The organism is Mycobacterium xenopi (assembly GCF_009936235.1).
Taxonomy (GTDB): Bacteria; Actinomycetota; Actinomycetes; order Mycobacteriales; family Mycobacteriaceae; genus Mycobacterium; species Mycobacterium xenopi.
Window position 1 is genome coordinate 1,868,213 of sequence record NZ_AP022314.1, and the last position, 23,608, is coordinate 1,891,820.

Sequence of the window (23,608 nt, forward strand, 5' to 3'; positions counted from 1 at the left end):
GATGGCCGGTCTTGATGATCTCTTCGCTCAGATCCCCACGCGTGAAATCGCAAACAAGTTAGGCGCTGACGAAGCGGACGTGAATAGCGCCATCCAAACACTGGTGCCAGTGCTTGTTGGCGGGCTACACCAGAACGCGCAAAACCCCGAGCAAGCCTCAGAGATCGAGGCCGCGGTCAGCCAACATGCGGCTCGGGGGCTGCTGGACACGGGTGTCAGCGTGGGCCAAGTCGACGAATCCGACGGTCAGAAGGCGATCGCGAAGATCTTCGGCGGCAACGACACCAGCCAGGTCGCCGCTGCGCTTTCGGGTGCCGGCGCTGGCAATAACGAGTTGTTCCAGAAGCTCTTGCCGATCTTGGCGCCGATCGTGCTGGCCTACGTCGGCAAGCAACTAGGCGAAAAGAAAGGTTCAGAGCCCGCGCATCAGCAGTCGTCTGGAGGTGTCCTGGGCGACGTACTCGGCAGCATCCTCGGCGGAGCATCCGGCGGCGGTGGCAACAAGTCGTTGGGCGCCATGTTGGGCAATGCGTTGGGGAGCAAAGCGGGCGACATTCTTGGCGGACTCCTAGGTGGCAAGAATAAGAAATGACGAACTGGCCCTGCGGGATTGATTCTTAATCGGCAATTCCCCAGCCGTTTTGGTTCCAGTGCGCTGAACCGGCTCCAGAAAAGTCCGACAGCAGTAAGCTCCCCCTCGTCGTGCGTCGAGCACGGCGGCAGGGCAGATTAATTGCTCGATGGTGCCGACGAGAAAGGACTGACATGGGTGACACACTGACTGCAGGACAGAAGCTGGTAAGGGGAGAGTCGCTCACCTCAAACAACGGCGCCTACACCTTGACGTTGCAAGACGACGGCAACTTGGTACTGGCGGTGCGCGGCAAGGCTATTTGGGCCACCGGTACCAACGGCCAAGATGTGGTGCGCGCGGAAGTACAGCCAGACGGCAACTTCGTCCTCTACACCGCGGACAAACCAGTGTGGGCCACTAACACTAAGGGCAAGAAGAATCCCAGACTCGTCCTGCAGGACGACCGCAACCTGGTGCTCTACGCCGACGGCGGGGCAGCATGGTCGACCAAGACCGAAACCGATGCGCCGCCACCACCGGCCCCCGAAGAGCCGACCGCCGCGGCCGCACCCGCTGCTGAAGAACCCGCCCCCGAACCGGAAGCAGCCCCCGCAGAGCCGCCACCGGCGCCGGAACCCGCCGCACGGACGTACACCGTCGAATCCGGCGACACGTTGTGGGCCATCGCCGAGCGCTTCTACGGCGACGGCAGCAAATATCAGGTCATCGCCGACGCCAGCGGCATCTCGAACCCTGACCTGATTCACCCCGGGCAGGTGCTGACGATCCCCTGATCACTGCACGTTTTGGCGATGTGGCGGCGCAGATCGACAAGACTGGGCCGCCACAGCGGAACTGCTTGGCCGTTCGGGTAGGGCCGCTTCCTAGAATTGTGCGGTGACCCCCAACCCGAAGCCCGCCGTCAGCCCTGCGGCTGAAGCTTTGCCCAAAACGTGGGATCCGGGCGCGGTCGAAAGCGCGATCTATCAGGGCTGGGTGGATGCTGGATATTTCACCGCCGACCCGGCCAGCGCCAAGCCGGGGTATTCGATCGTGTTGCCGCCGCCCAATGTGACCGGCAGCCTGCACATGGGTCACGCGCTCGAGCACACGTTGATGGATGCCCTGACTCGGCGCAAGCGCATGCAGGGGTATGAGGTGCTGTGGTTGCCCGGCACCGACCACGCCGGTATTGCTACCCAGAGCGTGGTGGAGAACCAGCTTGCGCTGGAGGGCAAAACCAAAGAAGAGCTGGGCCGCGAGCGGTTCATTGAGACGGTGTGGCAGTGGAAGCGGGAATCCGGCGGCGCGATCGGGGCTCAGATGCGCCGCCTCGGCGACGGGGTGGACTGGAGCCGCGACCGGTTTACCCTCGACGAGGGCTTGTCCCGGGCAGTGCGCACGATGTTCAAACGCCTCTATGACGCCGGCCTGATCTACCAGGCCGAACGGCTGGTGAACTGGTCACCGGTGCTGGAAACCGCCATTTCCGACCTCGAGGTCAACTACGAAGACGTCGAAGGCGAACTGGTGTCGTTCCGGTATGGCTCGCTTGACGACTCGGAGCCGCACATCGTTGTCGCCACTACCCGCGTCGAGACAATGCTCGGCGACACCGCGATTGCGGTGCATCCTGACGACGAACGCTACCGCCATTTGGTTGGCACCAGCCTGCCGCACCCTTTCGTCAGCCGGATGCTCGTCGTCGTCGCCGACCAGCATGTCGACCCCGAATTCGGAACGGGCGCCGTCAAAGTCACCCCCGCGCACGACCCCAACGACTTCGAGATCGGCCTGCGGCATCAATTGCCGATGCCCAATATCATGGATACCAAGGGCCGAATTGCCGGTACCGGAACACAATTCGACGGCATGGACCGTTTCCAGGCCCGCGTAGCTGTGCGGGAGGCACTCGCGGCGCAGGGGCGCATCGTCGAAGAGAAGCGCCCATACCTGCATAGCGTCGGGCATTCTGAGCGTACCGGCGAGCCGATTGAGCCGCGGCTTTCGCTGCAGTGGTGGGTGCGGGTGGAATCTCTGGCTAAGGCCGCTGGTGACGCTGTCCGCAACGGACACACGGTGATTCACCCTGCCAGCATGGAGCCCCGGTGGTTCGGCTGGGTTGACGACATGCATGACTGGTGCATTTCACGTCAGCTCTGGTGGGGCCACCGTATTCCGATCTGGTATGGGCCCAACGGGGAGAAGGTGTGTGTCGGGCCCGACGAGACTCCGCCCGAGGACTGGAAACAAGATCCCGACGTGCTGGATACCTGGTTCTCGTCGGCGTTGTGGCCGTTTTCGACGATGGGTTGGCCAGAGCGCACGCCTGAATTGGAAAAGTTCTATCCCACAAGCGTGTTGGTCACCGGCTACGACATCTTGTTCTTCTGGGTGGCTCGCATGATGATGTTCGGCACCTTCGTCGGTGGCGACGACGCCATCACGCTCGATGGTCGTCGTGGACCTCAGGTGCCGTTCACCAACGTGTTCTTGCACGGGCTGATCCGCGATGAGTTCGGCCGCAAGATGAGCAAGTCCAAGGGCAACATCATCGATCCGCTGGACTGGTTGGACCAATTCGGTGCCGACGCGTTGCGGTTCGCGCTGGCCCGGGGCGCCAGCCCGGGCGGTGACTTGACCATCAGCACGGACCATGTGCGGGCGTCGCGCAACTTCGGCACCAAGCTGTTCAACGCCACCCGGTTCGCTTTGCTCAACGGTGCCCGGCTAGCGCCGTTGCCCGACCTTGCCGACATGACCGACGCCGACCGTTGGATTCTGGGACGGTTGGAAGAGGTTCGCGCCGAGGTGGATTCGGCCTTCGACGGCTACGAGTTCAGCCGCGCCTGCGAGGCGTTGTACCACTTCACCTGGGACGAGTTCTGCGACTGGTACGTCGAGCTTGCCAAGACACAACTCGCCGACGGCGTCACACATACCACCGCTGTGCTGGCCGCCGTACTCGACACCCTGCTGCGGCTGCTGCACCCGGTGATCCCGTTCATCACCGAGGCGCTGTGGCGGACCCTGACCGGTCAGGAGTCGCTGGTGATCGCCGACTGGCCGAAGCCGTCTGGGTTTGACTTGGATCATGTTGCCGCGCAACGGATCATCGATATGCAAAAGCTGGTAACCGAGGTTCGCCGGTTCCGCAGCGATCAGGGGCTGGGCGATCGGCAGAAAGTGCCGGCCCGCCTCTCGGGTATCGACGAGGCCGATCTGTCCGGCCAAGTGCCTGCGGTGATGTCGCTGGCGTGGTTGACGGCGCCTGGACCCCAGTTCAATGCGTCGGTGTCGCTGGAGGTGCGGTTGAGCGGCGGCACTGTCGTCGTCGAACTCGACACGTCCGGTGTCGTCGACGTTGCTGCTGAACGCCGCCGCCTGGAAAAGGATTTGGCCGCAGCACAAAAAGAACTCGAGTCGACGACCGCCAAACTGGCAAACCACGACTTCCTGGCCAAGGCACCTCCGGCCGTCGTCGAAAAGATCCGGGCCCGCCAGCAACTGGCCCGCGACGAAGCCGACCGGATCGCGGCCAGGCTGGCCGCACTGCAATGACGTCCGAGCCGCTCGGTCGGCGCTCGCCGGATCCCGCACCCGACGAGATCGCGGCGCTGTTACAGGTCGAGCACCTGCTCGATCAGCGCTGGCCGGAAACTCGCATCGAGCCGAGCCTGACTCGCATCAGCGCGCTGATGGATCTGCTCGGCTCACCCCAACGCGGCTACCCGTCGATCCACATCGCCGGCACCAACGGCAAAACCTCGGTGGCGCGGATGGTCGACGCACTGCTGCGAGCGCTCCACCGGCGGACCGGCCGCACCACCAGCCCGCACCTTCAGTCCGCGGTGGAGCGCATCGCAATCGACGGCAAACCGATCAGCCCCGCTGACTACGTCGCCACCTACCGCGACATCGAGCCCTACGTGCAGATGATCGACCAGCAGTCGCAGTCCAGCGGCGGTCCGGCGATGAGCAAGTTCGAAGTGCTCACCGCGATGGCGTTCGCCGCGTTCGCTGATGCGCCGGTCGACGTCGCGGTGGTGGAGGTCGGTCTGGGTGGGCGGTGGGATGCCACCAACGTGGTCAACGCGCCGGTGGCCGTCATCACTCCGATCAGCATCGACCATGTCGACTATCTCGGCGACGACATCGGCGGCATCGCCGCGGAGAAAGCAGGGATTATCCGCAAAGCCGAAGGCCCAGTGGACACCGTCGCCGTCATTGCCCGCCAGGTGCCCGAAGTTATGGATGTGCTGTTGGCGCAAGCGGCGCGGGCCGACGCGCAGGTAGCGCGCGAGGACTCCGAGTTCGCGGTGCGCGACCGCCGCGTGGCTGTCGGCGGCCAGCTGCTGGATCTGCAGGGCCTAGGCGGGGCGTACTCCGATATCTATCTGCCGCTGCACGGCGAACACCAGGCGCACAACGCGGCTGTCGCGCTGGCGGCGGTCGAGGCGTTCTTCGGCGCGGGCGCACAGCGCCAGCTCGACGTCGACGCGGTTCGCGCCGGATTCGCGGCCGTGACCAGCCCTGGTCGGCTGGAGCGCATGCGCAGCACGCCGACGGTGTTCATCGACGCCGCGCATAACCCGGCGGGAGCGGCGGCGCTTGCGAAGGCCTTGGCCGATGAGTTCGACTTCCGATTTCTAGTCGGTGTGGTCAGTGTGCTGGCCGACAAGGACGTCGGCGGCATCCTCGCTGCGCTCGAGCCCGTCTTGGACCGGGTCGTCGTTACCCACAACCGGTCGCCGCGGGCGCTGGACGTCGAGTCGCTGGCCTTGGCGGCCGAGCAGCGGTTCGGCCCGGACCGGGTCGTCACCGCGGACAGCCTGCGCGACGCCGTCGACACCGCGACGGCGCTGGTCGACGACGCCGCGGGTGGGGACGCGTCCGGCACCGGCATAGTCATCACCGGCTCGGTGGTCACCGCCGGCGCCGCGCGCACGTTGTTTGGTCGCGACCCGGAATGACCGCGCAGCCCGATGGCGAGGCGCCACCACCGCCACCCGACCCCTGGAAGGCCTTTCGTGGGGTGATGGCCGGCACGCTGATCTTGGAAGCCGTGGTGGTATTGCTGGCGGTGCCGGTGGTCGGCGCGGTCGGCGGGGGACTGACCGCAGTGTCGCTTGGGTATTTGCTCGGTTTGGCGGCGGCCTTAGTCCTGCTGGTCGGGCTGCAGGGCCGGTCCTGGGCGATATGGGTCGACCTGGCCGCGCAGCTCGTGCCGATTGCCGGATTTGCGCTGTATCCGGGCGTGGGTTTCGTCGGCGTGCTGTTTGCCCTGGTGTGGATGCTGATCGCCTATTTACGCGCGGAGGTGCGGTGGCGCCAGCGGCGGGGCCTGTTGCCGGGTCAGCAGCGCCCGCCGGACTGAGCTGGCGGAGCGGCCGACGGTACGCTGTGCGCCGTGACACGCGCCGACGACGATGCAGAGCGAAGCGATGAGGAGGAGCGGCGCCATGGTCCTGCCGCCGACGACGATGCAGAGCGAAGCGATGAGGAGGAGCGGCGCCATGGTCCTGCCGCCGACGACGATGCAGAGCGAAGCGATGAGGAGGAGCGGCGCCATGGTCCTGCCGCCGACGACGATGCAGAGCGAAGCGATGAGGAGGAGCGGCGCACCCTGCTGTTGGTCAAGCCGGACGCCGTCGCTCGTGGGCTGATCGGTGAGATCATCAGCCGCATCGAACGCAAAGGCCTCACCTTCGCAGCACTTGAGCTGAGAAAGGTGAGCGACGAACTGGCCCGCCAGCACTACGCCGAGCACGAGGGCAAAGCGTTCTTCACCCCGTTGCTTGAGTTCATCACCTCTGGAGCGGTGGTGGCAGCAATCGTGGAGGGCCCGCGAGCGGTGGCGGCCGTGCGCCAGATTGCCGGGGCCACCGACCCGGTGGAGAAGGCGGCCCCGGGCACGATCCGAGGCGACTTCGCGCTAGAAACGCAATTCAACCTGGTCCACGGTTCGGATTCGGCGGAATCTGCCCGGCGGGAGATCGCGCTGTGGTTTCCCGACTACCGTTAGCGAGCGCAGTGGTCGGTCTGAGGCCGGTCGTGTGGGATACTGGGTATCGGGTGAACGTCGCCAGACCGGTGTCCGAAGCCCGAATGAAGACCTAGACAAGCGCGACCACCGCCGTCGGCGGTGCGGCGCCGACTGTCGAGCCATCATTCAGCCGGGCGCCGAGCGGGTTCTACTCGAGCCGCTCGGCGCGAGACGATTACAAGCCCGGGAGAAGCTACCCGGGCACATAGTGAAGCCCTCGCGTGGCCGCGTCGTCATGACGCGCCCGGGGGCTTGAGGAGACTACGTGGTAGACCGTGCGCAACCTTCAGACCTATCAGGAAATCCGACACAGCACGAGGATCTGCCGGACCGGCTAAGGGTCCATTCGCTGGCACGTGCGCTGGGAACCACCAGCAGACGGATCCTCGACGCGCTGACCGAACTTGACGGGCGGGTGCGCAGCGCGCATTCAACGGTGGACCGGGTCGATGCCGTCCGGGTGCGCGACTTGCTGGCCTCCGCGTCGGGCGATCCCGCGGACTGTGAGCCGACACAGGCCGACGAGCCCGAGTCCCGGTTGATGCCTGAGACCGCGGTCGAACGTCGGGAGTACATGCCGCTATTTGTGGCGCCGCAACCGATCGAGGCGGACTCGGACTTCTCCGACAGCGCCGACGACTCCGATGACTTCGACGACGCTGAGCTCGACGAAGAACAGGCCGAGCGTCCCGCTGGCCGTCGGCGCCGCCGCGGCCGACGGGGACGTGGCCGCGGGCGCGGCGAGCCGGGTGGAGCCGACAGCCGCGGCCAAACCGACGGCGATGAAGACGCCGCCGACGCCGAGACGACCGACTCCGAGGACACCGACAACGACACCGACGAAACCGCCTCATCGGAGATCGGCACCCGCCGCCGCCGCCGGCGTCGCCGACGCAGGTCCGGTTCGGGAGACGACGGCGACAACGGGCCCGCGCCTGACGACCCACCCAACACCGTGGTCCACGAGCGGGAGCCGCGCACACTCGACAAGGCCGAAACCGGCGACGACGCTCCAGCGGCCATCGAAATCCAGGGCATCGACGGCTCGACCCGGCTCGAGGCCAAGCGGCAGCGCCGCCGTGACGGTCGCGACGCCGGCCGGCGTCGCCCGCCGGTGCTGAGCGAAGCCGAGTTCTTGGCCCGCCGCGAAGCGGTTGAGCGGGTGATGGTGGTGCGCGACAAGATCCGCACCGAGCCCCCAAACCCGGGCAGCCGCTACACCCAAATCGCGGTGCTTGAGGACGGCATCGTCGTCGAGCACTTCGTCACCTCGGCCGCGTCGGCTTCGCTGGTCGGCAACATCTACTTGGGCATCGTGCAAAATGTGCTGCCCTCGATGGAGGCGGCGTTCGTCGACATTGGCCGCGGCCGCAACGGTGTGCTCTACGCCGGGGAAGTGAACTGGGAGGCTGCCGGTTTGGGCGGGACCAACCGCAAGATCGAGCAGGCCCTCAAACCCGGCGACTATGTCGTCGTGCAGGTCAGCAAGGACCCGGTCGGCCACAAGGGCGCCCGGCTGACTACCCAGGTGTCGTTGGCCGGGCGCTACCTGGTTTATGTGCCGGGGGCGTCGTCGACCGGGATCAGCCGCAAGTTGCCCGACACCGAACGCCAACGGCTCAAGGAAATCCTGCGCCAGGTGGTGCCGCCCGATGCGGGGGTGATCATCCGCACCGCGTCGGAGGGCGTCAAGGAAGAGGACATCCGCGCCGACGTCAACCGGCTGCAGGAGCGGTGGGCACAGATCGAGGCGAAGGCCGCAGAGATCAAGGAAAAAGCCGCCGGTGCCGCGGTGGCCCTCTACGAAGAACCCGACGTGCTGGTCAAGGTCATCCGCGACCTGTTCAACGAGGACTTCGCGGAGCTGATCGTCTCCGGCGACGAAGCCTGGAACACGATCACTGAATACGTGAATTCGGTTGCACCCGAACTACTTCCGAAGCTGACGAAGTACGAGCCCCCAGGTAATGACGGGCCGGACGTGTTCGCGGTGCACCGCATCGACGAGCAACTGGCCAAGGCGATGGACCGCAAGGTGTGGCTGCCGTCTGGTGGCACGCTGGTGATCGACCGAACCGAGGCGATGACGGTCATCGACGTCAACACCGGCAAGTTCACCGGATCGGGCGGCAACCTCGAGCAGACCGTCACCAAGAACAACCTCGAAGCGGCCGAGGAGATCGTGCGTCAGCTAAGGCTGCGCGACATCGGCGGCATCGTGGTGATCGACTTCATTGACATGGTGTTGGAGTCCAACCGCGACCTGGTGTTGCGGCGGCTGACCGAAGCCTTGGCCCGCGACCGCACTCGCCACCAAGTCTCAGAAGTGACTTCGCTGGGACTGGTGCAGCTGACCCGCAAGCGGCTGGGTACCGGTCTGATCGAGGCGTTCTCCACGCCATGCCCCAATTGCGGTGGCCGGGGCCTGGTGCTGCACACAGACCCCGTCGACTCGACACAGGCCGCCGGGCGCAAATCCGAGGCGGGCGGTCGCCGCGGCAGGCGGTCCCGCAAGAGTCGCGCCGACGAATCGCTGGTCACCAAGCTGCCTGACCACGCACCGGGCGAGCATCCGATGTTCAAGGCGATGGCCGCCGCCAACGGCCGCCAGGATGGCGAACCCAGCGAGTCCCGCGAGGAGCTTGGACCTGCCGGGGTGGACGGTGGTCCCGGAGACGAATCGCGGCAGGACGCCGACGAACAGGTTGCCGGTGAGGTAGCTGAGGACGACCTGCTCGACACCGACGACGAGGACTTCGAAGACACCGACGAAGAGGACGAGGTCGACCTTGACGAAGAGGAAGACCTCGGCGAAGAGGACGACCTCGACCTCGACGACGACGACCTCGATGTCGTCGACCGGTCCGAGGAGGACGACGACTCGGAGGAAGCCCGCGGCGGGGATGTCGGTGACTCCGGTGGTGATGACTCTGGCGGTGATACCCAGCGGGCCCCGGATCGTCGCGCCGGTGACCCCGCGGTCCCGCCCATCAGCTTCACAGCGTCAGCGGGCCCGCGCCGGCGTCGCGCTGCGGTCCGGCCGGCCGGCCCACCGATCCACGGGGGCTAACTGGGCAGTTTGATCCTGTAGTCGCTGGTCACGTACACTAGATCGGTTGCCGCCAGGGCCTGCCTGGCGCTCCCCAGACCCGCTTCGCGCAGCCCTTGCTAGCGCGCGCCCCGAAGAAGAGGTAGAGACCAACGATGGCGACCTACGCAATCGTCAAGACCGGCGGCAAGCAATACAAGGTCGCCGAGGGAGACGTGCTCAAGGTTGAAAAACTCGACTTTGAGCCGGGCGCCAAGGTGACGCTGCCCGTCGCGCTGGTGGTCGACGGCGCGAAAGTGACCACCGATGCCGCCGCGCTGGCCAAGAGGGCGGTAACGGGCGAGGTGCTCGAGCACACCAAGGGCCCGAAGATCCGTATCCACAAGTTCAAGAACAAGACCGGCTACCACAAGCGCCAGGGCCACCGGCAACAGCTGACGGTGCTGCGGGTCACCGGAATCAAGTAACGGAGGCGACAGACATGGCACACAAGAAGGGTGCGTCCAGCTCGCGCAACGGCCGTGATTCTGCTGCCCAGCGGCTAGGTGTCAAGCGGTTCGGCGGCCAAGTAGTCAAGGCCGGTGAAATCCTGGTGCGCCAGCGTGGCACCAAATTCCACCCCGGGAATAACGTCGGCCGCGGCGGCGACGACACGCTGTTCGCCAAGGCGGCGGGGGCGGTGCAGTTCGGTGTCAAGCGGGGGCGCAAAACCGTCAGCGTGGTGCCCGTCGGCCCGACGGCCGGCTGAGCCGCGCGAATGTAACGCGGCGGGCCGCTTGCGCCCTGGCGTTGCGTTCGAAGGAGTGATCCCTGATGCCCCGGTTTGTCGACCGCGTCGCCATCCACGTGCGGGCGGGCTCCGGCGGTAATGGCTGCGCCTCGGTTCGGCGGGAGAAATTCAAGCCGCTCGGCGGGCCCGACGGCGGCAACGGCGGTCGTGGGGGCAGCGTGATCCTGGTGGTCGATCCGCAAGTACATACCCTGCTGGACTTTCACTTTCGCCCGCATTTGGTCGCGCCGTCAGGTAAGCAGGGCATGGGCGGCAATCGTGACGGGGCCGCCGGCACCGACTTGGAGGTCAGGGTTCCCGACGGCACCGTGGTACTCGACGAAAGTGGAAGGCTGCTGGCCGACTTGGTGGGTGCTGGCACGCGATTCGTCGCCGCGGCGGGCGGTCGCGGCGGATTGGGCAATGCCGCGCTCGCGTCGCGCGCGCGCAAGGCGCCGGGGTTCGCGCTGCTGGGCGAAAAAGGCGAGGCCCGCGATCTCATCCTCGAACTCAAGACGGTCGCCGACGTCGGGTTGATCGGGTTTCCTTCGGCGGGGAAATCCTCTCTGGTGTCGGCGATTTCGGCAGCGAAACCGAAGATCGCGGACTACCCGTTCACCACGCTGGTGCCCAATCTGGGCGTGGTCTCGGCGGGCGAGAACACCTTTACCGTCGCCGACGTGCCCGGCCTGATCCCGGGCGCATCACAGGGCCGCGGCCTCGGCCTGGATTTCCTGCGGCATGTCGAGCGGTGCGCGGTGCTGGTCCACGTCGTCGACTGCGCCACCGCCGAGCCGGGCCGGGACCCGGTCTCCGATATCGACGCGCTGGAAACCGAGCTGGCCGCGTATACCCCCACGCTGCGCGGCGATGGCGCGCTGGCCGACCTTGCCGAGCGGCCCCGAGCGGTGGTGCTCAACAAGATCGACGTGCCAGAAGGCCGCGAGTTGGCCGCCTTCGTCCGTGACGACATCGCCGAGCGTGGCTGGCCGGTGTTCGCCGTGTCCACTGTTACCCGAGAAGGCTTGCAGCCGTTGATATTTGCACTTGCCGACATGGTCTCGGCCTATCATGCCGCGCATCCCGAGCCGGCACCGCGACGGCCGGTGATCCGCCCGGTGCCGGTTGACGACAGCGGCTTCACCGTGGAACCAGACGGCCATGGGGGATTCGTGGTACACGGCGCACGGCCCGAACGCTGGATCGCCCAGACCGACTTCGACAACGACGAAGCGGTGGGCTATCTGGGCGACCGGTTGGCGCGCCTGGGTGTCGAAGAGGAACTGATGCGGATGGGTGCCGAACCGGGCTGCGCGGTCACCATCGGGGACGTGACCTTCGACTGGGAGCCGCAGACACCCGCCGGTGTCCCCGTGCCGATGTCCGGTCGGGGCACCGACGCACGCGTGGAACACACCGAGCGGGTCAGCGCCGCTGAACGCAAGGAGGCCCGCCGCCGGCGCCGCGAACACCGCGGGGAGCCATGACCAGCCCGCACCGGAAAGCCATCCGCACCGCGCGGCGCGTCGTCGTCAAGGTCGGCACCACCGCGCTGACCACACCGTCCGGCATGTTCGACGCCGGCAGGCTGGCGGGGCTCGCCGATGCCATCGAGGCGCGGATGAAAGCGGGCTCCGACGTCGTCGTCGTGTCGTCAGGGGCTATCGCTGCCGGCATCGAACCGCTCGGATTATCAAGGCGGCCAGCGGATCTGGCGACCAAGCAAGCCGCGGCAAGTGTTGGGCAGGTCGCGTTGGTGAATTCGTGGAGCGCGGCGTTCGCCCGCTACGGGCGCACCGTCGCGCAGGTACTGCTGACCGCACACGACATTTCGATGCGCGTGTCACACACCAACGCCCAGCGCACCCTGGACCGGCTGCGCGCTCTGCACGCGGTGCCGATCGTCAACGAAAACGACACCGTGGCCACCAACGAGATTCGGTTCGGCGACAACGACCGGCTTTCGGCGCTGGTGGCGCACCTGGTCGGTGCCGACGCGCTGGTGCTGCTCTCCGACATCGACGGCCTCTACGACACCGACCCGCGCAAATCGCCGCAGGCACGCTTTATCGCCGAGGTGTCTGCTCGGAGCGATCTCGACGGTGTGGTCGCCGGCCGGGGCGGCCATCTGGGCACGGGCGGCATGGCGTCCAAGGTGTCCTCCGCGCTGCTGGCCGCCGACGCCGGGGTGCCGGTGTTGCTGGCTGCGGCCGCCGACGCCGCCCCCGCCCTGACCGACGCATCGGTGGGCACCGTGTTCGCGGCCCGGCCCGAGCGGATGTCGGCCCGCCGGTTCTGGGTGCGCTACGCGGCAGAGTCGGCCGGCTCGCTCACCCTCGACGAGGGCGCGGTGCGGGCGGTGCTGCGGCAACGCCGCTCGCTGCTGCCCGCGGGAATCACCGCGCTGTCGGGCCGGTTCTGCGGGGGCGACGTCGTTGAACTGCGCGGTCCCGACGCCGCGGTGGTGGCCCGCGGCGTGGTCGCCTACGACGCGACGGAACTGGCCACGATGATGGGTCGCTCGACATCGGAACTGCCCGCGGAACTGCGGCGGCCCGCCGTGCACGCCGATGACCTCGTCGCCGTATAGCACGGTGAGCCGCCAGACTCGGCCAGTTGGTGCACTTGTGCGTGCAACGCCGATCACCACTCGCCGGCTGCCGTGACAGGCGCACAGCCGAGTTCGTCGGCCAGCAGCGTCAATACCTCCGAGCAGCCGCCGTCCACCTTGACCGCGGCCAGGTCGTCGCCGCGGGTGCGACCGCGGTTGACGATGGCGACCGGTATGCGCGTCGCGGCCGCGTGGCGCACAAACCGGTAGCCGGAGAACACCGTCAGCGACGATCCCGCCACCAGCAGCGCATCAGCACTATTGACCAATGAGTACGCCTGGGCGACACGGTCTTTGGGAACATTCTCGCCGAAATAGACAATGTCGGGTTTGAGCATGCCGCCACAGCACGGGCAGTCCAGGTAGCGGAACGAGGCGGTGTCGCTGACGGCGGCATCGGCGTCCGGAGCGACAGCCAGCCCGCCCACGGCTTCGGATCGTTCCATGAATCCGGGGTTTAACGCCTCCAGTTGTTCGGCCAGCGCCGCGCGGCTGGTCATATAGTCACAGTTCAGACAGGCCACCTGCGCGTAGCTGCCGTGCAGATTGACCACCGTGCGGCTGCCGGCCTTGGTGTGCAGCAGGTCGACGTTCTGGGTGATGATCCCGCTCACCACACCGCAGCGCTCGAGGTGCGCCAACGCCCGATGCCCCGCATTGGGCACCGTGGTGTCCATGTGCCGCCAGCCGACGTGGTTGCGCGCCCAGTACCGCTGCCGGAACACCGGATCGGAGGTGAACTGGCGGATCGTCATCGGGTTGCTGGGCGGTGAATCGGGTCCCCGATAGTCGGGAATACCGGAGTCGGTGGAGATTCCTGCGCCCGTCAGCACCACCACACGACGCCCGGCCAGCAGGGCGACCAGCTGCGGCACGGCAACGTCGGCGATCTGCACGCGATCGAGGGTAGACGCCACTGCGCGAGCGGGCCCGCCTGTACGCCGACACGCCGGGACAAGCGGTATTTTCGCCCGCTCGCCCCAGAAGGGCGCGGCACTGCGATTCAGTCCAGGCAGTGCGCCGCTTTCGTCAGCTCGGCGTCCATGTTGCGTTGCATCATCGTCAGCGCCGCCGCACCCAGCTCGGCATCGATGTGTGCGACGGCATCCGTGGGGACCACGACCGGAAAGTGGCGCACATAGGCGTCAAGCGCGCTGTAGAGAATGCACTGCTCGGTGACTTGTCCGGTGAGGATCAACCGTTTGGTGCCGAGACGCCCGAGCAGATATCCCATTGGCGTGGAATAGAACACGCTGTGGCGGACTTTGGTGACCCTGAGGCTGTCCGCAGCCGGCACGATCGGCTCCACCAGGTCTGGCCGGGCACCCTCGAGTGCCGAACGGACGATGTCGGAGAACTCGGCGGTAAAATCGCCGTGGTTGTCGTTGACGTATATCAGGTCGACGTCGTCGCGAGTATGCGCGCGACGCACCACATCGGTTAGCGGCTCGATGATTTCTGCGACATGGGAGATCAATAGTTCGGCGTCGGGATGCCGATAGGTATTCAGCATGTCGACAACCAGCACAGCGGTATCACTCATGGACTGTGCATACCCGGTTGCCACGCAATGGCAGCGGCCAGGCGAGAATGTACTGGAGATGGACTTCTACTGCGCTTATAGCCACGGATTCGTGCGCGTCGCCGCATGCACGCACCGGACGACGATCGGTGACCCTGCGAGCAACGCCCAGTCGGTGCTGCGGTTGGCCCGCGAATGCCACGACGACGCCGTCGCGCTGGCGGTGTTTCCCGAGCTGACGCTGTCCGGCTACTCCATCGAGGACATCTTGCTGCAGGACACCCTGCTCGACGCGGTCGAAGACGCTTTGCTCGACGTCGTCGCGGCCTCCGCCAACCTGCTGCCGGTGCTGGTAGTCGGCGCGCCGCTGCGCTACCGGCACCGCATCTACAACACCGCGGTCGTCATTCACCGCGGCGTCGTGCTCGGCGTCGCGCCCAAGTCGTATTTGCCCACGTACCGAGAGTTCTACGAGCAGCGCCAACTCGCGGCCGGAGACGACGAACACGGCACGATCCGTATCGGCGGAGCCCAGGTGCCGTTCGGCCCGGATCTGCTGTTCGCCGCCGCGGATCTGCCGGGTTTCGTCCTGCACGTCGAAATCTGCGAGGACATGTTCGTGCCGCTTCCGCCGAGCGCGGAGGCGGCACTAGCCGGTGCGACGGTGCTGGCCAACCTGTCCGGCAGCCCAATCACGATCGGGCGCGCCGAAGACCGCTGCCTGCTGGCGCGTTCAGCGTCAGCGCGGTGTCTGGCCGCCTACGTCTACGCTGCCGCAGGCGAGGGTGAGTCGACGACCGATCTGGCGTGGGACGGTCAGACCATGATCTGGGAGAACGGGATACTGCTCGCCCAATCGGAACGTTTTCCCAAAGGGGAACGCCGTTCGGTCGCCGACGTTGACACCGAATTGCTACGGTCGGAGCGGTTGCGAATGGGCACCTTCGACGACAACCGGCGTCATCACCGGGTGGTGGCAGAGTCGTTCCGGCGCATCGAGTTTCGGCTCGACCCCCCGACCGACGATATCGGGCTGCGACGCGAGGTGGAGCGGTTTCCGTTCGTGCCGGCCGATCCGTCGCGGTTGGAGCAGGACTGCTACGAGGCCTACAACATTCAGGTCGCCGGGCTCGAGCAGCGGCTGCGAGCGCTGAACTACCCGAAAATCGTGATCGGTATTTCCGGCGGGCTGGACTCCACGCACGCACTGATCGTCGCGGCCCGCGCCATGGACCGGGAAAACCGGCCGCGGAGCGACATTTTGGCGTTCACACTGCCCGGCTTCGCCACCGGGGAGCGCACGAAGGGCAACGCGATTCGGCTGGCACACGCGCTGGGAGTTACCTTCGAGGAAATCGACATCCGCGACACCGCCCAGCTGATGCTCACCACCATCGATCACCCGTTTGCCCGCGGCGAGAAGGTCTACGACGTCACCTTCGAAAATGTCCAGGCCGGCTTGCGCACCGACTACCTGTTCCGGCTGGCCAACCAGCGGGGCGGCATCGTGCTCGGCACCGGTGACCTGTCCGAGCTGGCGCTGGGCTGGTCGACATACGGTGTCGGAGACCATATGTCGCACTACAACATCAATGGTGGCGTACCGAAAACGCTGATCCAGCACCTGATCCGCTGGGTGATCTCCTCCGGCCAGTTCGACGACGAGGTCTGTGCCACACTGCAGTCCGTCCTCGACACCGAGATAACCCCTGAACTGGTGCCCACCGGCGAGGAAGAGGAGATCCAAAGCAGCGAAGCAAAGGTCGGCCCATATGTGCTGCAAGACTTTTCGTTGTTCCATGTCTTGCGTTACGGGTTTCGCCCGTCGAAGATCGCTTTTCTGGCCTACCACGCCTGGAGCGACCCCGACCGCGGCACGTGGCCGCCCGGCTTTCCCGAAGACAAGCGGCCGTCGTACTCGCTGCATGACATCCGGCACTGGCTGAAGGTTTTCGTGGAGAGGTTCTACTCGTTCAGCCAATTCAAGCGTTCGGCCCTGCCGAACGGGCCCAAGGTGTCGCATGGGGGAGCGTTGTCTCCGCGCGGCGACTGGCGCGCGCCATCGGACATGTCGGCTCGGGCCTGGCTCGACGAAATCGAGCGCGAGATACCTGACTCAGCGTCGGCGTAGGCGTGTGCACGGGTGGCAACCGGGGCGCAGGCTGCCGTCGGATGGGGTTTCCGTGGCTGGCTTCAGTGCCTGCGCACTACAAGCGGCCGTCCACCCGCAGTTCGGGGTGCACCCAGTTCGGGGATCGCCGTTCGGCGAAGGCCCGGAATCCTTCGACGGCTTCGGCGCTTTCGATGCTGGCCTCCATCCCGATCCGGTCGTAGAGGCCCAGGTAGTTGTCCAAGCTGGCCTTCACGATGCGGCGAGCTCCGGGCGCTGTCCGGCAACACTGGGCCAGCACCTCGCGCGCGGCATCCATCAACTGGTCGTGCGGCACCACCCGCGCCACCATGCCCCACTCGACCGCCTCGCCGGCCGTCAGCGTCCGGCCGGTGAACATCAGATCGCGGGTGCGGACCGGGCCGATGATGCGGGCCAGCATCTGGCTGTAATAGGTGTCGGCGATGCCGCGGTACAACTCGGGAACACGAAATGTTGCGCGGTCGCTGACCACCGCGACGTCGCTGCACATCGCGATCTGCAGCCCGCCGCCCTGGCACAGGCCGTTGACCGCACAAACCACCGGTTTGGCCGACTTTCGCAACGTGTCGAACGGCGTCACATCCATCGATAGCGCCGAGCCGAACTGCATCCAGTTGTCGTCGCCGCCGCCGCCAAGATCACCGCCCGGGGCGAACACGTCACCGGTTCCGGTGATCAGCAGCCCTGCCAGACCCGGGTCGGAGTTGACCCGGGTGACCGCGTACCGGATGCCGAAGTACATCGCCGGTGTCATGGCGTTGCGCGCGTGCGGCCGGTCCAGCGTCACGACCGCGAACGGACCTTCCCGGGTAAATCGCAGGTACTTGGTTCCTAACCAGTCGCCCTCGGGCGGGCGCGGGCTGCTGTCGTCGGGAGTCGGCATGGGGAGACGTTAACTCAGCCCGGGACGACGGCGTCGTCGATGGCCCGGCTCAGCGGTGCGCAGTCACCGGCCCCGGGAACGAGTGTCGCCAAGGCTCCGGCCGCGCAGGCGCGACGCAGGGCGCGGTCGATGTCACCGCACCAGTCGGCGGCCAGCACCCCGGCGAACACATCACCGGCGCCCGAGGTGTCCACCGGCTCGACTGCCGGTGCGGCCACGCCGAATTCGGTATGCGCGCCCACGTAGGATGCCCCGTGTGCTCCGCGAGTGATCACCAAATGTGGGACCGGCCAATGCCACTGCGCCGCCTCGGATTCGTTGACCACGACGACGTCGGTCAGCCCGGCAAGCTCGGCCAGATCCGTGGCCGGCGGCGAGGCGTTCAGCATGACGACGGCCCCGGCCGCATGAGCCACTCTGGCCGCCGCGACCGCCGTGGTCACCGGAATCTCCAACTGCAGCAACAACACATCGCAGTCGGCGACGACGGCGCGTGCGCCGGAGGAGTCCAGCGTGAGTCGGCCGTTGGCACCCGGTGCAACGACGATCGTGTTCTCACCCGTGGAATCGACCAAGATCACCGCGTGACCACTTGGTCCGGCGATCACGATCAGCCCCGTAGTGCCCACGCCGTTGGAGACGAGGTTTTCGCGCAGCCGGGCGCCCACCGGGTCGTCGCCTACTGCGCCGACGAACTGCACCCGGGCGCCCGCCCGGGCCGCGGCCACCGCCTGGTTGGCGCCCTTGCCGCCGGGTTCGGATCGCATCGACGCGGCCAACACCGTTTCGCCGGGCCGCGGTAGCGCCTCTACGTCGAACACGGTGTCCAGATTGACGCTGCCTACCACGCATACCCGTGTCGTCATGGCGCTAACGGTAAGGCAGTCGGCTGCCCTTTCGTATCGGCAAACGTGACTCCACCAGGTACCGCAATGGTTGCGCGCCCTCTGTTGGTGGCTGGGGAATCAGTAGCATGACTTATTCTCGGGGTTGAGCGCCCACGGGTCGGATTTCCTCGATGAGCAATCGCAGGTCTTCTTGTTGCACAGCAGGATTCAGCAAGCAGATACGCAGTGACGGGTGTCCACGTAGCGTGGTGCCAGTGAGGAAGACGTTTCCGCGCCGCTTCAGCAACGTCGGTAAATCGCGGTTGACTCGGTCGACGTCGTGCTTGGTGGCACCGGTACCGGTGAACCGGAATGCCACTACCGAGGTGGTCGCTCGGATTCAACGCGGCCGCCAACGGTTCGACCGCTATCCAGCCGCGGACGGTTGTGAGTTGAGCCATCCGAAAAATAAAAAATCGCCGGTGACCGTTGCCCATCGGATAATGCAGGACACGGGTCTTGACATCGCGGAGAAGGTCTGGCAGAGGCTGTGATTGCTCCGGCAACGGCTGGTTGACGAGCCACTCACGGTCACGAGGATCGATCGGTCGCCACACCGGACTGGAATCAACCTGCTGCAGATGTGCGACGGCCATTGCCATCGCTTCCGCGGCCACCCGAGGAGTCAACCCGCCCATCTGCCGCACTCCGGCGCACTCCCCGGTATCGGGACCGCCGGTGACTTTCATACTGACTCTGCGAATATCGGCGAGATGGTGGACACCTTCGTGCATCGCTTGGCGAAAAAGCCAACGGGCGGTGCGCTGTTCGCCGGGCGAACGAGTCACGAGCCGATCCCACTCATGTTGGCGGGTACGGGCAATTTCCTCACAAAACCCCGCTGTCATCAAGGCCAGTTCGTCGAGCATTGCCGTCAAGTCGCGATCGTTGTAGCGGAACCGGCGCGCCCGCAGGTCATTGAGCGTCGGCTCCAGCGTTGGCCGTTCCTCGGTACGGGCGCGATGCAAACGAATGGTGTAGGTGAGGTAGACGTCGCGCAGATGACAGACGTACTCGATCACTGACCAAGCGTTCGGGTCGGGACGTTCGCGAAGCGCATCGGGGGGAGGCTTGAGACCACTTGACCGACCGCAGCCGGAAGGCCGCAATTACCTCCACCGCCTGTTCGACGGTGATCTCCGGGTACGTCAAGACGCAATCCGCGCAGACGTGATCTTCCGCAGCCAGCGCTGCTAGCTGCTTGCCGCCGTCGTGGTTGGCGTCTCGGGGAACGGTCATGTTCAACATCGTCCACCACGGCACTGCCATAGGCGGCACGTTGAACCCGATGTACAGGCGCGACGTGCTCACTCGGGCTGGAAGCGTCTGGTAAGACATGGCTAGCATTGGCCAACGCTGCCTCGGCCGCCATTTAAAGCCCGCCCGGCTCGGGGTGTCGCCGCCGACCATCGGCGGACCGATACGCTGAGGTAATGAGTCTGCACGCTCCGTCGCGTCCCGACTTGCGGCAAGAAGTCCACGACGCCGCCCGCCGCGCCCGCGTGGCCGCACGCGCGTTGGCTTCGCTGCCCACTGCGGTGAAGAACCGGGCGCTGCACGCAGCCGCCGACGCCATGCTGGTCCACGTCGACAAGATCTTGGCCGCCAACGCCGAAGACCTCAACGCCGCCCGCGACACGGGCACACCGACGGCCATGCTCGACCGGCTGGCCCTCAACCCGCAACGCATCGACGGCATCGCCGCCGGCCTGCGCCAGGTCGCAGGTCTGCCCGATCCGGTCGGCGAGGTGCTGCGCGGCTACACCTTGCCCAACGGGCTGCGATTGCGTCAGCAGCGGGTTCCGCTCGGCGTGGTCGGCATGGTCTACGAGGGCCGGCCCAACGTCACGGTCGACGCGTTCGGGCTGGCGCTGAAGTCGGGTAACGCGGCGCTGCTGCGCGGCAGCTCGTCGGCCGCCCGGTCCAACCGGGCCCTGGTCGAGGTGCTGCGCGGCGCACTGGTCAACGAAGACCTGCCCGTCGACGCGGTGCAGCTGCTGGACAGCTCGGACCACGCGACCGTCACCCACCTGATCCAGGCGCGTGGGCTGGTCGACGTGGTGATCCCGCGCGGAGGAGCCGGCCTCATCGACGCGGTGGTGCGCGACGCACAGGTGCCGACCATCGAAACCGGCGTCGGCAACTGCCACGTCTACGTGCACGAAGCCGCCGACCTCGACGTCGCCGAACGGGTGCTGCTGAACTCCAAGACCCGCCGGCCGAGCGTGTGCAACGCCGCCGAAACCTTGCTGGTCGACACTGCGATCGCCGGTCAGGTCGTGCCGCGCCTGGTGGGCGCATTGCAGGACGCCGGGGTGACCGTGCACCTCGACCCGGACGAGGCCGAGCTGCGTCGTGAGTTTCTGTCGATGGACATCGCGGTGGCGGTGGTCGACGGTGTCGAGGCCGCGATCGCCCACATCAACGAATACGGCACCGGACACACCGAAGCCATCGTGACCACGAATTTGGCTGCGGCCCAACGATTTACCGAAGGGGTTGATGCGGCTGCGGTGATGGTCAACGCGTCGACGGCGTTCACCGACGGCGAGCAGTTCGGGTTCGGCGCCGAGATCGGCATCTCCACCCAGAAGCTGCATGCTCGCGGCCCGATGGGGCTGCCGGAATTGACCTCAACCAAGTGGATCGTCTGGGGAGACGGTCACACCCGTCCCGCCTAGGAGAATTGCCAGTGACCGTTCCCGCGCGTCCCATTCCGCTGTTCGCCGATATCGACGACGTCGCACGCCGGCTGGCCGAAACGGGCTACCTGCCCGACACCGCCACCGCGACCGCGGTTTTCCTCGCCGACCGGCTCGGAAAGCCTTTGCTGGTCGAAGGGCCCGCTGGGGTCGGCAAGACCGAGCTGGCTCGCGCCGTCGCGCAGGCCACCGGGTCCGGGCTGGTGCGCCTGCAGTGCTATGAGGGCGTCGACGAGGCACGCGCCCTTTACGAGTGGAACCACGCCAAGCAGATTCTGCGCATCCAGGCCGGCTCCGGGGACTGGGAGGCGACCAAGGCCGACGTGTTCAGCGAGGAGTTCCTGCTGACTCGCCCGCTGCTGACCGCGATCCGGCGCACTGAGCCCACGGTGCTATTGGTCGACGAGACCGACAAGGCCGACATCGAGATGGAAGGCCTGCTGCTGGAGGTTTTGAGCGACTTCGCGGTGACAGTTCCCGAGTTGGGCACCATCACCGCGGACCGTGCGCCGTTCGTCGTGCTGACCTCCAACGCCACCCGCGAGCTGTCCGAGGCGCTCAAGCGGCGTTGCCTGTTCTTGCACATCGACTTTCCGAGCCCCGAGATGGAACGGCGAATCCTGTTGTCCCGGGTCCCGGAGTTGCCCGTGCATCTGGCCGACGAGCTGGTGCGCATCATCGGTGTGCTGCGCGGCATGCAGCTGAAGAAGGTGCCATCGATCGCCGAGACCATCGACTGGGGCCGCACGTTGCTGGCACTCGGCTTGGACACCATCGACGACGCCACCGTGGCCGCCACGTTGGGCGTGGTGCTCAAGCACCAGTCCGACCAGCAGCGTGCGGCCGGGGAGCTCAGGCTGAACTGATGGCCGTTCGCCGCGTCCGCCCCCGCCACCCGTTGGCCCCGCACGGGCTACCCGGCCATCTGGTTGGCTTCGTGGAAGCGCTTCGCGCGCAAGGCATTTCAGTTGGCCCGTCGGAGACAGTGGACGCCGGGCGGGTAGTGGCCACCCTGGGGCTCAGTGACCGCGAGGTGTTGCGCGAGGGCATCGCCTGCGCTGTGTTGCGCCGACCGGATCACCGCGAAACCTACGACGCCATGTTCGACCTGTGGTGGCCGGCCGCGTTGGGCGCGCGAGCGGTGGTCACCGACGAGACCGACGACGACCCGGGCGTGCAGCTGCCGCCCGACGACGTCGAGGCGATGCGGCAGATGCTGGTCGATCTGCTCACCGCACACCACGACCTCGCCGACATGGACGAGCGGCTGGTGGCGATGATCGCTCAGATCGTCGAGGCCTACGGCAAATACAGTTCCAGCCGCGGCCCGTCGTACTCGTCGTATCAGGCGCTCAAAGCGATGGCGCTGGACCAGCTCGAAGGCCGGCTGTTGGCCGGGCTGCTGGCGCCCTACGGCGACCAACCCACCCCCACCCAGGAACAGATCGCCAAAGCTCTTGCCGCGCAGAAGATCACGCAGCTGCGCAGGATGGTCGACGCCGAGACCAAGCGACGCACCGCCGAACAGCTCGGCCGCGACCACGTCCAGATGTACGGCATCCCACAGCTTTCCGAGAACGTCGAGTTCCTGCGAGCCTCAGCTGACCAGCTGCGCCAGATGCGCCGTGTGGTGGCGCCACTGGCCCGCACCCTGGCCACCCGGCTGGCCGCCCGCCGGCGTCGCGCCCGCGCAGGTGCCATCGACCTGCGCAAAACCTTGCGCAAGTCGATGTCCACCGGCGGTGTGCCCATCGACGTGGTGTTGCGTAAACCGCGCCCGGCCCGGCCTGAGTTGGTGGTGCTGTGCGACGTGTCCGGCTCGGTGGCGGGTTTTAGCCACTTCACTCTGCTGCTAGTTCACGCGCTGCGCCAACAATTTTCGCGGGTACGGGTGTTCGCGTTCATCGACACCACCGACGAGGTGACGCATCTGTTCGGGCCCGACGCCGACCTGGCGGTGGCGATCCAGCGCATCACCCGCGAAGCCGGTGTCTACACCCGCGACGGGCATTCCGACTACGGCAATGCGTTCGTCTCGTTCACCGAGCAGTTCCACAATGTGCTGTCGCCGCGCAGCTCGCTGCTGGTGCTCGGCGACGGCCGCACCAACTACCGCGACCCGGCGATCGAGGTGCTGGCGCACATGGTGACCGCCAGCCGTCACGCGCACTGGCTCAACCCCGAGCCCAAACACCTGTGGGGCAGCGGGGACTCGGCCGCGCCGCGCTATCAGGACGTGATCACTATGCACGAGTGCCGGTCGGCCAAACAACTGGCCGCGGTGATCGATCAGCTGTTGCCGGTCTAGCCTTTGCCGGGTGCAAATGGGCCGGCTCGCGGCTAGGTCGCGGTTCTCATGCGGTCAGCTCGATAGCAGTTGCCACCTCAGGACCAAGACCCCGCTCCAGTAAGC

The 23,608-nt window shown here is 66.5% G+C and carries 20 protein-coding genes; 15 read left to right on the forward strand and 5 right to left on the reverse strand.

Annotated elements, in window-relative coordinates:
* Position 1 precedes the first annotated feature (1 nt).
* The 11 genes from MYXE_RS08750 (at position 2) to proB (ending at position 13,028) form a co-directional block, all read left to right on the forward strand.
* A complete protein-coding gene (locus tag MYXE_RS08750; protein WP_003921042.1) occupies positions 2-592 on the forward strand; it encodes a DUF937 domain-containing protein in 591 nt (196 codons plus the stop codon).
* 173 nt (positions 593-765) lie between these two features.
* Positions 766-1,368 carry a LysM peptidoglycan-binding domain-containing protein gene (locus MYXE_RS08755; protein WP_003921043.1) on the forward strand — a complete coding sequence of 201 codons (603 nt, stop codon included), beginning with the start codon at positions 766-768 and terminating at the stop codon, positions 1,366-1,368.
* A gap of 103 nt (positions 1,369-1,471) precedes the next feature.
* Positions 1,472-4,135 (forward strand): valine--tRNA ligase, encoded by a 2,664-nt coding sequence (locus tag MYXE_RS08760; protein WP_003921044.1) that lies wholly within the window; start codon positions 1,472-1,474, stop codon positions 4,133-4,135.
* Positions 4,132-5,547, forward strand: a complete 1,416-nt coding sequence (folC, locus tag MYXE_RS08765; protein WP_003921045.1) for a bifunctional tetrahydrofolate synthase/dihydrofolate synthase — start codon at positions 4,132-4,134, stop codon at positions 5,545-5,547. Before MYXE_RS08760 ends, folC begins: the two co-directional genes overlap by 4 nt.
* Positions 5,544-5,951 carry a DUF4233 domain-containing protein gene (locus MYXE_RS08770; RefSeq protein ID WP_003921046.1) on the forward strand — a complete coding sequence of 136 codons (408 nt, stop codon included), beginning with the start codon at positions 5,544-5,546 and terminating at the stop codon, positions 5,949-5,951. Before folC ends, MYXE_RS08770 begins: the two co-directional genes overlap by 4 nt.
* 249 nt (positions 5,952-6,200) lie before the next feature.
* A complete protein-coding gene (gene ndk / locus MYXE_RS08775; RefSeq protein ID WP_039890229.1) occupies positions 6,201-6,599 on the forward strand; it encodes a nucleoside-diphosphate kinase in 399 nt (132 codons plus the stop codon).
* Between the two features lie 286 nt (positions 6,600-6,885).
* The gene (gene rne / locus MYXE_RS08780) at positions 6,886-9,690 is read left to right on the forward strand and encodes a ribonuclease E (RefSeq protein ID WP_085193537.1); all 2,805 of its coding nucleotides are present in this window, start codon (positions 6,886-6,888) and stop codon (positions 9,688-9,690) included.
* A 134-nt stretch (positions 9,691-9,824) separates the two neighbouring features.
* Positions 9,825-10,136, forward strand: a complete 312-nt coding sequence (gene rplU, locus MYXE_RS08785) for a 50S ribosomal protein L21 (RefSeq protein ID WP_003921049.1) — start codon at positions 9,825-9,827, stop codon at positions 10,134-10,136.
* Between the two features lie 14 nt (positions 10,137-10,150).
* Entirely contained in the window at positions 10,151-10,417 is a 267-nt protein-coding gene (rpmA, locus tag MYXE_RS08790; protein ID WP_003921050.1) for a 50S ribosomal protein L27, read from the forward strand.
* A gap of 65 nt (positions 10,418-10,482) precedes the next feature.
* Positions 10,483-11,925, forward strand: coding sequence for a GTPase ObgE (obgE, locus tag MYXE_RS08795; protein ID WP_085193535.1), 1,443 nt, complete (start codon positions 10,483-10,485; stop codon positions 11,923-11,925).
* Entirely contained in the window at positions 11,922-13,028 is a 1,107-nt protein-coding gene (gene proB / locus MYXE_RS08800; RefSeq protein WP_085193533.1) for a glutamate 5-kinase, read from the forward strand. The genes obgE and proB overlap by 4 nt, the downstream gene beginning before the upstream one ends.
* Before the next feature lie 53 nt (positions 13,029-13,081).
* Here proB and MYXE_RS08805 read toward each other — a convergent pair whose 3' ends face one another.
* Both MYXE_RS08805 and MYXE_RS08810 read right to left on the reverse strand, forming a co-directional pair.
* Entirely contained in the window at positions 13,082-13,945 is an 864-nt protein-coding gene (locus tag MYXE_RS08805; protein ID WP_003921053.1) for an NAD-dependent protein deacetylase, read from the reverse strand.
* Between the two features lie 107 nt (positions 13,946-14,052).
* A complete protein-coding gene (locus MYXE_RS08810) occupies positions 14,053-14,592 on the reverse strand; it encodes a cysteine hydrolase family protein (protein ID WP_085193531.1) in 540 nt (179 codons plus the stop codon).
* Between the two features lie 58 nt (positions 14,593-14,650).
* On the opposite strand from MYXE_RS08810, the gene MYXE_RS08815 reads away from it, so the two are divergent.
* Positions 14,651-16,702, forward strand: a complete 2,052-nt coding sequence (locus tag MYXE_RS08815; protein WP_003921055.1) for an NAD(+) synthase — start codon at positions 14,651-14,653, stop codon at positions 16,700-16,702.
* A 76-nt stretch (positions 16,703-16,778) separates the two neighbouring features.
* Here the strand turns inward: MYXE_RS08815 and MYXE_RS08820 are convergent, their stop codons facing one another.
* Genes MYXE_RS08820 through MYXE_RS08830 form a run of 3 tightly spaced genes read right to left on the reverse strand, consistent with a single transcriptional unit; the run spans position 16,779 to position 19,515 of the window.
* Positions 16,779-17,606, reverse strand: a complete 828-nt coding sequence (locus tag MYXE_RS08820; protein ID WP_003921056.1) for an enoyl-CoA hydratase/isomerase family protein — start codon at positions 17,604-17,606, stop codon at positions 16,779-16,781.
* 14 nt (positions 17,607-17,620) lie between these two features.
* A complete protein-coding gene (locus MYXE_RS08825) occupies positions 17,621-18,472 on the reverse strand; it encodes a ribokinase (protein WP_085193529.1) in 852 nt (283 codons plus the stop codon).
* Positions 18,469-19,515, reverse strand: a complete 1,047-nt coding sequence (locus MYXE_RS08830) for a DinB family protein (protein WP_232061764.1) — start codon at positions 19,513-19,515, stop codon at positions 18,469-18,471. The genes MYXE_RS08825 and MYXE_RS08830 overlap by 4 nt, the downstream gene beginning before the upstream one ends.
* Before the next feature lie 411 nt (positions 19,516-19,926).
* On the opposite strand from MYXE_RS08830, the gene MYXE_RS08835 reads away from it, so the two are divergent.
* The 3 genes from MYXE_RS08835 to MYXE_RS08845 are packed head-to-tail and all read left to right on the forward strand — an operon-like array spanning position 19,927 to position 23,503.
* Positions 19,927-21,174, forward strand: a complete 1,248-nt coding sequence (locus MYXE_RS08835) for a glutamate-5-semialdehyde dehydrogenase (protein ID WP_003921060.1) — start codon at positions 19,927-19,929, stop codon at positions 21,172-21,174.
* Between the two features lie 11 nt (positions 21,175-21,185).
* Complete coding sequence (locus MYXE_RS08840; RefSeq protein ID WP_003921061.1) at positions 21,186-22,061, forward strand: AAA family ATPase; 876 nt, start codon at positions 21,186-21,188, stop codon at positions 22,059-22,061.
* Positions 22,061-23,503: a vWA domain-containing protein gene (locus MYXE_RS08845; protein WP_003921062.1), complete on the forward strand. Its 1,443-nt coding sequence runs from the start codon at positions 22,061-22,063 to the stop codon at positions 23,501-23,503. The genes MYXE_RS08840 and MYXE_RS08845 overlap by 1 nt, the downstream gene beginning before the upstream one ends.
* Positions 23,504-23,608: the final 105 nt, after the last annotated feature.